Below are 11,999 nucleotides of genomic sequence, written 5' to 3'. Positions count from 1 at the left end.
ACGGCAATGCACCTGGTCGCCATCAAAACTAAATCCATAATAGAGGCATTTGGGTTCCTCATCTGTTTTTTCAACAAACTGTTCGCACAACAACTTAAAAACTTCAAGCTTGCCTTCATGAACCTTGAAGTAAGGCACAATCGTACAACATTTGTCTTGGGTTGCCATGATACCCTCCTTAAGTGTTTAAATTTTATTTTTTGGCCACTGTCCGGGCTCAGGTCAGATGCGATTTCAGTGCGGAGTGAGAATGATATGCCACACTGTTTAATAAACGTAGAAGCTACAGGAGATTGATATGTGATTGTGAGATTCCGATTATTCGATTATCAGTAATTGGTCGCAAAGCAGATCAATGCGTAATTTCAATTCCGCTTTTCAGTATATGACCAAGCAACGTGCCAGGCTCTGCATTTCTTACCTGAGAAGGTGCAAATCCAAGAACATCCATCGGGAAAGGTATATCCCATGCAGCTTTTCCCAGGAAGCCCGCCTTGTCCCAAAGACTCATCTTTTCAAACAACGGTGATATAACGGCTATGTCTACATCGCTTCCCATCGTGATGTTCTGACGCACCTGTGACCCAAAAAGGTAGACCGTTTCAACAGGTACTCCCAATTCGCTGAGGTTTTTTATGTACCGGAATATTATTCTTCTGATTTTAGGTGTTGCTTGAACCACTTTAACATTCTCTTTGTGTCGATTAGTATCCGTTTGGCCGTGTCCTGATTAAATTCTTTCGACAATGTCCGAAGATCTTCGGGGTACCGGGTAGCAATACTGACATTATCGATTCTTTGCAAAAAATCCTTAAGATCATCAGGTGGTGATATATTTGCCCTTTGTGACAGGACAATCAGATTATGAATCTTCGGGGGCATATCTTCGGGATGCTTATGCGCCAGCAATGCTTTCAGCATTTTTTCCATGGCAAGGTGACACATAAACACTACATAAAGATATCGGCCAGCCTTGAACATAGCATCGGCAGTTAGAATATCGTAGTTTGATGTAGCTACCCAGTTCTTTACAATCTTATCCATGGAGTTTAACAATGCCGTTAATTCAGGAATAAGCTATTATATATCAGATACACGCTTAATGATAAAATAGGGGAAACAGCTGAATCTGTCAACGGGATTTAAGTGTATTACAGGAATCGAAGGGGCATTATCTCCACTTCCGAAAAATTTTATTCGGTAAACGTTCCCTTAATTTCCAACAAATAAAACTGCTAAACAAACGGTTCAAATATCCTTTAGCCGTGTTTGTTTAAATAAGGTTTGAATTATTCGCACCTCCTGGTTGTGAATTGGAAGGTCCCAAAAAGCACCTATCGCGTCAGGCGGCGGTACTTGATGCGGTGGGGCCGGTCGGCTGCCGCGCCCAGGCGCTTTTTGCGGTCGGCTTCGTATCCCGACCAGTTGCCATTAAAGAAAACAACCTGGCTGTTGCCTTCAAAGGCCAGGATATGGGTGGCAATGCGGTCCAGGAACCAGCGGTCGTGGCTGATCACCACGGCGCAGCCGCCGAAATTTTCCAGGGCTTCTTCCAGCGCCCGCAGGGTGTTGACATCCAGATCGTTGGTGGGTTCGTCCAGGAGGATGACGTTGGCCCCTTCCTTGAGCATCTTGGCCAGATGCACCCGGTTGCGCTGCCCGCCGGAAAGGGTTCCAATTTTTTTCTGCTGGTCATTGCCGGATAAATTATAGCGGGCCACATAGGCCCGGGAGTTGACCAGGCGATTGCCGAGTTCAATCTGATCGCTGCCGCCGGATATTTCTTCCCAGATCGTCTTGTTGGGATCCAGTTCGCGGTTCTGGTCGATGTAAGCCAGTTTCACCGTCTCGCCCAGCCGGAAGGAGCCGCTGTCCGGCTTTTCCTGGTCCGTGATCATCCTGAACAGGGTGGTCTTGCCGGCGCCGTTGGGACCGATAACCCCCACAATTCCGCCGGGGGGCAAACGGAATTCCATGTTTTCAGTCAGCAGGCGATCGCCGTAGGCCTTGCCGACTTTTTCAGCCTCAATGACCACATCGCCCAGGCGGGGTCCCGGCGGAATATAAAGTTCCAGCTCTTTTTCGCGACCCTCAGCTTCCTGGGAAAGCAGTTTTTCGTATGAATTGATACGTGCCTGGCTCTTGGTGTGGCGGCCCTTGGGCGACATGCGGATCCATTCCAGTTCGCGCTGGAGGGTTTTCTGGCGGGAGCCTTCGGACTTCTCCTCCCGGCGCAGGCGTTCCTGTTTCTGCTCCAACCAACTGGAGTAGTTTCCCTTCCAGGGGATCCCTTCCCCCCGGTCAAGTTCGAGAATCCAGCCGGCGACATTGTCCAGAAAATAACGGTCATGGGTGACGGCAATGACGGTGCCCGGATATTTCTGCAAATGCTGTTCGAGCCATGCGACGCTTTCGGCATCCAGATGATTGGTGGGTTCATCCAGCAGCAGAATGTCCGGCTTTTGCAGCAGCAGGCGGCAGAGCGCCACCCGGCGTTTTTCGCCGCCGGAAAGGATTGTGACCGACGTTTCTTCGGGGGGACAGCGCAGGGCATCCATGGCCATTTCCAGTCGCGAGTCAAGCTCCCAGGCATCCTGGGCATCCAGTTTTTCCTGGACCTGTCCCTGACGTTCGATCAGAGCGTTCATTTCATCATCGCTCATGGGTTCGGCAAACTTGGCGTTAATCTCTTCAAACTCCTTTAGGAGATCCATTGTTTCCTGGACGCCTTCTTCAACCACCTGCCGAACGGTTTTATCCACGTTCACCAGGGGTTCCTGCTCCAGATAGCCGACGGTGTATCCTTCCGAAAGGACGGTTTCGCCGTTAAAATTCTGATCGACCCCGGCAAGGATGCGCAGCAGAGAAGTTTTACCGGAACCGTTTAGTCCCAGCACGCCGATTTTGGCGCCGTAGAAATAGGACAGTGAGATATCCTTTAATACCGGTTTTTTATCATAATACTTGCTGACCCTGATCATCGAATAGATGACTTTGTTGATTTCGCTGCTCACGTTGTCCCCCTTATGAGATCATCGGTTTCCATGTCTGAAATAAACAGGCACCGATTGTTTTTATAAATTCCTTGCGGAAAAAGAGCTGTTTTCTTTTTGAATTAATGGTAAAGAGCCAACTTCCGTATGAGCGTCGATATCACAGTGCGGACTACGGATCAATCACAATTAACGGTAATGAAAGAGATGGTTTCTATGGATAAAAAGGGTGTCGCCATTCCCCTGACAGCTACACTGGTGATCCAGGCCCTGGTTTCCATGGCGGCGTTTGCTGCACCGATTTTTGCGCCGACGGCGGCCGGGGACATCGGCATTTCCGCGACCAGCGTCGGTATTTATATCGGTCTGATCTATATCACCAGCATGTTTTCAAGCCTGTGGAGCGCTGATTTTATCGGCCGCTACGGCGCCCTGCGGGTCAGCCAGGTCTGCCTGCTTGTTTGCGGTATCGGGCTGGCCCTGGCGGCGGCGGGTTCGGTGCCGGTATTGATCCTGAGCGCGCTGATTCTGGGTTTGGGGTATGGTGCGGTCACGCCGGCCAGTTCCCATATCCTTTCGCGCAATGCGCCGGCAAGCCTGATGTCGTTTGTATTCTCCATCAAACAAACAGGGGTTCCGCTGGGGGGGGCCATGGCCGGCGCGATCGTACCGTCCCTGGTGTTATTTGCGGGCTGGAAGTATGCCGTTGTTATTGTGGGGGCTATTTGCGGACTGAGCGCAATCCTGGGACAACCGATCCGCAGGGGGATCGACGGCGATCGTGAGCCGGCCCGGCGGATTTCCTTTCAGGGCGTGACCGGGCCGCTGCGGCTGGTGGTGACCCACCGGCCACTGCTGCGGCTGGCGATCATCTCATTTTTTTATGGCGGCATGCAGCTGTGCCTGATTACTTACCTCGTCATTTACCTGACAAAGAATATCGGTATGGCGCTCATCGCCGCCGGGCTGACCCTTTCTGCAGCCCAAATCGCCGGTATCGTTGGGAGGATCATCTGGGGTATTATTGCCGATCGGTTTTTAAAACCGCCGCTGGTGCTGGGATTGATCGGAATTATGATGTCGCTGGGGGCTGTTGCGACAGCCTGTTTTTCGCCGGACTGGCCGTACCCGGCCATCTGGATCGTCGTGATCGTATTCGGCGCCAGTGCCATCGGCTGGAACGGGGTTTACCTGGCAGAGGCGGCGCGCCTGGCGCCCGGCGGACAGGTCAGCGCCGCCACCGGCGGCTGTCTTTTTTTTACCTTCCTGGGGGTGGTGGTGGGACCGCCGGTTTTTGCAGGGGTGGCCGCGTACACCGACAGTTATTCACTGGGATATCTGCTTTTCGCCGGCTTCACGTTTGTTTGCGCATTGGTGGCTATTCTCAGCGGACGTAAGAAGGCGGATCACTGATTCCCGGAAGATAGGGAGCGCGCTGCTTAAGGAACCTTAAGGCTTTAAGGGAGCAGAAGGCAGTTTGTAGTAGGCAGTAAGCAGTATGCAGCAGGCACGGACGTTTCTTGTCCGGCATACCCCGCAGGGCGTAGCCGGATCAGTTTATAGTATATTTATCTGAAAACTCAACAGTTCAACAGCTTACCAGCTTACCATCTATTGTGACCCCTCATTGTAGAATTTGAAAAAGATTGGAAAAGTCATCGGTCCAGAGAATGCGGCGGCGGGCTTCCTTGTTTTCGGTTGATGTTGCCTCCAGGATGTCTTCTATGGACAGGAACGCGCTGGTGCGGGTCATGAGCATCCAGGTGGTCTCGTCGATCTCCTCTTCTGCTTCGGAATCCGAAATACCCACACGCAACCCGGACCGTCTGGGCATATTCAGCAGGGCGAGTCCGACGCCGCTGCGGTCGCCGTAATAGGTGGTGGCCTGTCGTCGTCGGTTTACCGCGGTAAACTGACAGCCGTGGCTGATGCGGCCGTGCTGGAGGGTGTAATTCATCAGATCCGGGTTTTTGGAATTGTATACGGCAACACGCAGAATACCATAGAAATTGCGGGTAAGAGAAAGGGAATCCGCCATTGTCTCACGGGCGTTGCGCCGCAGCGATTCGCCCAAAAATCCCAGGGACGCCAGACAGATCAGAATATAGGCCCATGCCTGCCAGGGGCGCGTCCGGCGCTGCGCAAGTCTGCGTTCATACCAGAAAGCGGTCATTGCCAGGGCGCAACAGGCCACAGGCCGATATGCAGTTCCAGGTAAATGGAGAAAAAAGCCGGAGCTGCCACCGTAACAAAGAGGCCGCCAAGGGCGCCGCCGGCCGAAACCATCAGGTAAAAGAAAGTCAGGTCCCGCGGGTGCGGTTTTAACCGGACCAGTTCGCCATGACAGACCATGCAGAGGATAAACAATCCGCCGGAATAGCCCAGGACCTGGGTATGGATGGCAAGATCCACACCTTCATCCAGCAGCCAGAGTATGGCCCCCGCTGCAATGATCAGCAGCGGCCAGAATACCGGGCGAAAGTACAAACGCTCATTTTCGAAACACAGAATGAAGGTTGTCAGGTAGAGGGAAAGCGGCAGAATCCACAGAAACGGCACCACGGCGATATCAGCGCAGATCTGATTGGTAACCGCCAGCAGCAGCACCGAGCCGCAGGCTGCCAGGGCCAGCCACAGCAGCGCCGCCAGCGGGCCGGGGCGCTGAGACCCGTCGACGGAAACCGCTTCCGGCCAAATTACAAATAAATCTCAAAATGCAATGAACAATGACTAAAAATATTCAGGATGAGATATAGTCCGGATTTTTAAATTTTTGTCATTGGGATTTGATTGTTATTTGGAGTTTGATGCTTGGGATTTCAAAAAGTGGATGAAATTCGAACAAAGCAACTCTCCTCTGGTCAGGATTCTTTAATCGATCATATGTTTACGCCATCGGCGAAAACGACGCCGGAATCAGAATCTTGTTTTGCTGGCTGACCAGCATCTCACGGGTTTGGGGGGGCCAGGTATCGAGTTTGCGGGACTCCTGACGGACGCGCTCACGGTCATCCAGGCTGGCGTAGGGCCAGATGTGGATCCAGACATTCAGCAGTCCGAGTTCGCTGGACATACAGGCTGCCAGGGGCGATAGCTCCATGCGTCCGCCTTTTAAAGCTGTTTCAAAACGTTCAATGACCGTCGGCATGGAACCGGGCCTGTATTGATAGATCCGCATTTCATAAACATTTCCGAGTTTCTGGCCGCCGCCCAGTTTTTGCGAATAAGGGGCCGGCGTGAAAATTTCCGACTGCATGGCCAGAACCAGTTCGGCGGTTTTAGGCGGCCAGCCGGGTTCTTTGGCGAGGCGGCGACGGACCTCGGCTCGATGGCCCAGATCGTCGAAAGGCCATACATGGATGACCTGGTTCAGCGGTCCAAACTCGGTGTGCCAGAAGGCTGCCAGCTCCGAATAAGTGGTGCGGCTGGGCAGTGCGGCCTCAAAACGCTTTTCAAATTCGGGGATGGAACCAGGTGTCAGGGTATAGGTCCGGATTTCGTAAATCATTAATTTCCTCCTTTTGTCCGTCAGGGTATGATCTCAGGCGTTTGTCCACCCAGGCGGCAGGCCAGGATGGCGCCGGAACTTTCTTGTAAATGTTCCACAATTTTTTGGGCCAACTGCTGCCCCATGCTGGCTTCTTCATCAATGATGATGTCTGCGCCGGCCATTTGAATTTCCGTAACATGGCGGTTATAGCGTGAGCGGGCGGCGATGGTCAATCCATTTCTTAAGCTCCGGAGCAGTTGAACGATTCGAATAACCGAGTATGGGTCCGGCACCGTTACCACCGCCAGACATACATCCGACAGGCCGGCGTGCACTAAAACTTCTTCGCTGGCGGCATCGCCCAGATGGAACGGGATTCCCAATTCCTTGGCAACCGCCAGGCTCTGGGGGTTTAAGTCGATGCCGATGGGTTCAAGTTGGCGCTCCTTCAGGACCGTTGCAATTTCACGGCCGGCCGGCCCCAGGCCCACCACCAGTACCCGGGTGGTGGCGGACTGAGACGAACTTGGACTGTCCCGAACACCGGCCGGCATTCGGCGGGAAATCAGGTTCATCAGGCGATCGGTAGTGGGAAACGCCAGGGTTACCATGTAGGGGGCGGCGAATATGAGCACGATAATCACCGCAACAATGAGGTCAAAGGCATCATTTTCCAGGATTCCGCCCGCCCGGGCGGCGGCGGCCAGCACAAAGGAAAACTCACCGACCTGGCCCAGGGTAATTCCGGCGGCCAGGCTCTGGTGGGTATTGAGTTTGAATAAGCGGCCCACGCCGAAAATGATCACTGTTTTAACAACAAAGATCAACAGCGCTGCCGGGAGAACCCAATGCATATGATGCAGGAACCAGAGCGGTTTGAAAAGCATGCCCACCGACGCAAAAAAGAGTGTCACCATGATGGCCCGAAGGGCACCGATGTCGGCCCGTATCTGGGTTGCAAAGGGCGATTCACCCAGGAGCATGCCGGCGATAAACGCCCCCAGCGCCGGTGAAACCCCAATGCTGTGCGCCGACCATGCTGACCCCAACCCGGTGGCGATGGACAGCAATATCATCAGCTCACGGTTTGCAAAAACCCCCTTGGCGGACAGCAGCAGCGGCAGGATATAATTCAGAACAAGATAAAAGGCCATAATCAGGCCCACAATCGAGGCGCCGATTTTGAGCAGATGCAGGCCCATGCTGGTGTCGGCGGCGGCCGGCGTAAGAAGGCTGACCATTACCACCAACGGAACGATGGCGATATCCTGCAGCAGCAGGATGCCCAGGCAGAATCGCCCGCGGATGGAATCGATTTGGGCGGTTTCAACCAGCATTCGCATGACCACGGCAGTGGAACTCAGGGACACGAGGGCGCCGATGGTCAGGGCCTGGGGCAGGGTTAGCGGGATGACTAAAACCAGCGCGACGAGGCCGATGGTAGCGAGAACTTGAACCAAGCCGCCGCCAAATGCGCTGGGACCCATCTGCCGCAGCCGCTTAAACGAAAATTCGAGTCCGATGGAAAACAGGAGCAGGGCGACCCCCAGTTCGGCAGCGTTATTGACCGCAGCGGCATTGAACAGCAACGGGCCGATAATCGTACCGGCCAGCAGATACCCCACGATGGGATTTTGACCCAAACGCTGGGCCAGCGCACCCAGCAGGAAAGCGCCCCCCAGGAGCATCACCAGTTCTTTTAAAAAAAACCATAGATCCATACTGTCTCCATGAAAATGATCGTGTCAGCCTACCTGATTTCCGTACAGGTTTCAATTGAGATGAAATCCATTGGGTGTGAGCAGCAGAAACGCCACTAGAAAAGCCTCTTCCTGGGGGACGATTTCCGGCAACTTTTCAAGAAAACCGGCAGTGGGTTCGTAGAACCATGGCTGATAACGCATTTGCTGCCGCTGCAGGGCGCCTAGCAGGAGGCTCTGTTTGGCATCCCCCTCGCGAATGGCTGTGATCAGTCCTTCCTTATCCCTGGCGCCGAAGCGTTCCAGCCATTCACGATACAAGGGGGCGGGCTCGCGGTGCAGCATCCCCAGATCAAAGTAAAACGCATCGTATAAGCCCAGCAGGAGGGCTACCGACAGCGACAGCTCGTCTTTGGCCTGGGGCGGGATATTGAGCAGGTACTTATGGAGCAGCAGGTCGTAATGGCGGGGATTTCCCCAGAGTGAGATTGCCCGGGCGGCTTCGATGAGAACATAGGGATTTTCGGATTCAAAGAATTTTTTTTCGATCAAGGCAAACGGGCTGCGCTCATCCAGCTCAACCAAGGCATAAATAGCTGCGCCGCTTAGCAGAAAGTCCTCGCTGTCAATTGCCCGGATCAGCAGCGGCACGGCTTCAACCACTTTTCAGTGACCCAGCCGGTAGGCCGCCTGATGGGCCGTGGTAAATTGATTGACCTGTAAATCTCTTTGAAGCGCTTTAATAAGGGATCGTGTGGGTTTGGCACGCTGTAAGGCATCCATGGCGCGTTGCCGGATAAAAATGCTGGGTGAATCTAAATAATGCTCCAGATCGGCCTGATAGATGCGTGAATCGGTGTGCATCAGGGCCGACAGGGCCTTGGTTTCTTCATCTTCACTCTGCACGCTGATGGCGCGTTTAACCGCGTGTATGGCGCGCCAGTCCCATGGAGAGAAGAGGGCGCTGAGGGCATCGCGGATGCCCTGGGATTTCAGCCGCGGCAGCTTAAAGAACACCACCGTGCGAAAGATCAACAGCAGGAGCAATCCGCCGTAGAACCAGCGAAAATGCTGCAGCGGATCAATGGGAAGGGAAGCGGACAGTTTCAGCTTTTCCAGCAGCCACCCCCCTAAGATCAGCGCCAACCCTCCCACCAGACCCCCGAGAGCCCGGGTGATGATTCCATGGGCGAGCTGATGGGCATGGGTGGTGATACTGATAAAATAATGCTGCATGGCGGCGTTAAAGGCGATATGGACATAGCCGTTGACAAAAAAAAGGACGCCGATGAGGACCGCCGTAAATGTTTTCGGCAGCAGAATGACCAGGGCAACGCCGGCAATGTCCAAAAAACTGGTAATCACCAACAGGGGACGCGAGCCGAGCTGGTCCAGAAAAAGGCGGTAGGTATAAGATGCTACAATGCCCCCAACGGTGGCAACCAGGACAAAAAACACGACGGTCTGGTCGCTGAGACCGTATCCCTGCTTGGCGATCAAGATGCCGAAAGCATAAGTGACCCCTTGGGTGATGGGGATTACCAGCATCATCACCATGAACCATTTACGGCCCCGGGTCGCCAGGCTCCACCGGAGCTCTTCCCAAAGCTTTAACGGCGTTTTTGTGCGAAAGATACCGGATTCCGGCACTTTGAAGAGTGCGCCGGCGCCGATTAAACCACACAGCATGCCAAAAGCCAAAAGGATCTGGTAGCGGTGGAGCGGAGCAGCTGTTCCTAAAAAGAGGGCCATTCCAAGGGTCATCAGGATTGATCCGAACTGGGAGATCCTGGATGAATTCGATATCAGCTCGCCGCGGTCACGCGTGGTCGTCAACTCGGTAATAATGCCGGTAAAGGATATCAGACCCGCGGCCCGGCCCAGCATAAAGCCCAGCGAACCAAAAAACATGAACCACAGGGGTATGTTCGCACCAAACCGGAGCGTCCAGGGGGCGATGATCATCAGGGCGGCCGAGCAGCTGCGGATTCCCCAGAACAGGCCGGCTGTTCCGGTTACGCCGAGCCGGGATACCGTGGTATATCCCAGCACCATTGCCGGCAGGGTCACATACTGCAGGGAGGTAACAATTCCCACCCATGTTTCGGTGGCGCCCAGGCGCAGCAATAAGAGGATGACCACCCCTTCGGCCAGTGCCGCCCAGGAAAAGGAATTGAAAAAGGCGTAGAGGTAATAGAACCGTTTTCCTAACGCGCGTTGATTCAGCGTAAGCGATAAATCAGAAGATTTAGCTTCATTCACATGAAAAATCCTTTTGTACCCGGCTTGTTTCTCCGTATATTAATGCACAAATCGATCCGGAGCAGCCGTTTGATATGGGATGGCCGTACATGTCAATGCGGAGTTCCATCCAGGGCGATGTTATCCTTATTCCGTAGTCAAAGCAATTTAATTTGACATTGCCGGGGGGCTAAAAACTGTTGACAATTTATGTATTTGTTATAATTAAACCAGAACATCATGTAATCTCAAATCTTTCTTTTTAACCAGATAATAACTGGTCACATATTGAAACAATCATTTAACACCTCTTTTTCGTACAGCAAAATTTAAACGCTCGCTTTTCTTTGTGTTTTTGTATTGGCCATCTGTTGGGACGAACAAATCCGTGTCCAGGCATCCATTTAAAATTGCCAAAGGAGGGTTGAGGCAACCCTATTGGAGCCACACGGTTTAAATAACAAGATTCGTTTGTGAATCAATGTCGGAACTTGTTTTAAAAGACCCCAAAGGAGGAACATCATGAAGAAAAGTACTATTTTTTTGCTTGTTGTCTTCTGTCTTGCAACGGTTTTATTTTCGGTCGATCGGTCACAGGCGGCACCCTATTATGAGGGCAAGAAGATTAAAATTGTAGTCGGGTTTGCACCCGGCGGGGGGTATGATCGGATGGCCCGGCTGCTGGCAAAACACCTTCCGAAGTATATTCCCGGAAAGCCCACCTTCATCATCGAAAACATGCCGGGGGCTTCCAGTATGATTACCGCCAATTACATTTACAACATTGCCAAACCGGACGGATTGACCATCGGCACCTTTAACCGCGGTCTGCCCTTTGCCCAGCTCACCGCAAAAAAAGGCGCCAAGTTCGATATGCGTAAATATGCCTGGATCGGGTCTTCTGCGGTGGAAGCCACCGTATTGGTCATACGGACAGACCTTCCCTACAAGACCTTTGATGAGATGCTTAAGGACAAATCGGTAAAGATGCTGGGCTCCACCGGCCCCGGCGACAGCAACGGCCATCTGCTCAGCATGCTGCAGGCGTTTCTGGGCATGGACCTGAAAAATATCAGTTATCCTTCCAGCGCGGATGTGATGCTGGCGGTGGAGCGCAAGGAACTCGACGGCAGAGGTTCTTCTTACAGTTCCGCGCTTCCATTTATTGATAGGGGCGTGGTGCGTCCGGTATTGCGAGGCCGTATTGCCGAGGAAGGGATCGAAAATTTGCCGGTGGATGAAGACCTGGTGACGGATCCGAAAGCAAAAACGCTTTTGATGATGCGCTCTGCGCCCGATCGTTTCGGGCGGCCCTATGTGGCGCCGCCGGGGACCCCGGAAAATGTGATGAATATTTTGCGGGAAGCCTTTGCAAAGGTGGAAAAAGATCCGGAGCTTCAGAAGGATGCCGAAAAAAACAAAATGAAAATCACCTATGTCCCGGCCGAAGAATGCCTGAAAGTGATTAACTTTATTCTCAATCAGCCGGAGGATATGGTTAACGAATTTAAGAAATTCGTACAGTTCTAAAAGAATATCCCAAAGAACTCGAAGCTTACTCTGATAATGGAGCGC

The 11,999-nt window shown here is 52.9% G+C and carries 11 protein-coding genes; 2 read left to right on the top strand and 9 right to left on the bottom strand.

Features of this window, described 5'->3' with window-relative positions; all coding sequences use genetic code 11:
* Positions 1-352: 352 nt before the first annotated feature.
* The 3 genes from P1P89_10985 to ettA form a co-directional block, all read right to left on the bottom strand.
* Positions 353-682 (bottom strand): nucleotidyltransferase domain-containing protein, encoded by a 330-nt coding sequence (locus tag P1P89_10985; protein MDF1592030.1) that lies wholly within the window; start codon positions 680-682, stop codon positions 353-355.
* On the bottom strand, positions 649-1,044 hold the full coding sequence (locus P1P89_10980; GenBank protein ID MDF1592029.1) for a HEPN domain-containing protein: 396 nt from the start codon (positions 1,042-1,044) through the stop codon (positions 649-651). The genes P1P89_10985 and P1P89_10980 overlap by 34 nt, the downstream gene beginning before the upstream one ends.
* A 290-nt stretch (positions 1,045-1,334) precedes the next feature.
* Entirely contained in the window at positions 1,335-3,014 is a 1,680-nt protein-coding gene (ettA, locus tag P1P89_10975; protein MDF1592028.1) for an energy-dependent translational throttle protein EttA, read from the bottom strand.
* 195 nt (positions 3,015-3,209) lie between these two features.
* Here ettA and P1P89_10970 point away from each other — a divergent pair, with 195 nt between their 5' ends.
* The gene (locus P1P89_10970) at positions 3,210-4,406 is read left to right on the top strand and encodes an MFS transporter (protein ID MDF1592027.1); all 1,197 of its coding nucleotides are present in this window, start codon (positions 3,210-3,212) and stop codon (positions 4,404-4,406) included.
* A gap of 211 nt (positions 4,407-4,617) precedes the next feature.
* Here the strand turns inward: P1P89_10970 and P1P89_10965 are convergent, their stop codons facing one another.
* The 6 genes from P1P89_10965 to P1P89_10940 all read right to left on the bottom strand — a co-directional run bounded on the left by P1P89_10965 (position 4,618) and on the right by P1P89_10940 (position 10,445).
* Positions 4,618-5,187: a hypothetical protein gene (locus P1P89_10965; protein MDF1592026.1), complete on the bottom strand. Its 570-nt coding sequence runs from the start codon at positions 5,185-5,187 to the stop codon at positions 4,618-4,620.
* Positions 5,163-5,600 carry a hypothetical protein gene (locus P1P89_10960; protein ID MDF1592025.1) on the bottom strand — a complete coding sequence of 146 codons (438 nt, stop codon included), beginning with the start codon at positions 5,598-5,600 and terminating at the stop codon, positions 5,163-5,165. The genes P1P89_10965 and P1P89_10960 overlap by 25 nt, the downstream gene beginning before the upstream one ends.
* A 280-nt stretch (positions 5,601-5,880) precedes the next feature.
* Positions 5,881-6,501 (bottom strand): NIPSNAP family protein, encoded by a 621-nt coding sequence (locus P1P89_10955; protein MDF1592024.1) that lies wholly within the window; start codon positions 6,499-6,501, stop codon positions 5,881-5,883.
* A 20-nt stretch (positions 6,502-6,521) separates the two neighbouring features.
* Positions 6,522-8,204 carry a cation:proton antiporter gene (locus tag P1P89_10950; protein MDF1592023.1) on the bottom strand — a complete coding sequence of 561 codons (1,683 nt, stop codon included), beginning with the start codon at positions 8,202-8,204 and terminating at the stop codon, positions 6,522-6,524.
* A 51-nt stretch (positions 8,205-8,255) separates the two neighbouring features.
* On the bottom strand, positions 8,256-8,846 hold the full coding sequence (locus P1P89_10945; protein MDF1592022.1) for a hypothetical protein: 591 nt from the start codon (positions 8,844-8,846) through the stop codon (positions 8,256-8,258).
* Positions 8,847-8,849: 3 nt separating this feature from the next.
* A complete protein-coding gene (locus P1P89_10940; protein MDF1592021.1) occupies positions 8,850-10,445 on the bottom strand; it encodes an MFS transporter in 1,596 nt (531 codons plus the stop codon).
* A 501-nt stretch (positions 10,446-10,946) separates the two neighbouring features.
* On the opposite strand from P1P89_10940, the gene P1P89_10935 reads away from it, so the two are divergent.
* Positions 10,947-11,954, top strand: coding sequence for a tripartite tricarboxylate transporter substrate-binding protein (locus P1P89_10935; protein ID MDF1592020.1), 1,008 nt, complete (start codon positions 10,947-10,949; stop codon positions 11,952-11,954).
* Positions 11,955-11,999 lie beyond the last annotated feature (45 nt).

This window comes from Desulfobacterales bacterium, from assembly GCA_029211065.1.
Classification (GTDB): Bacteria; Desulfobacterota; Desulfobacteria; order Desulfobacterales; family JARGFK01; genus JARGFK01.
Note: the sequence above shows the minus strand (reverse complement) of the source record. Positions and strands in the feature narration are given on the sequence as shown.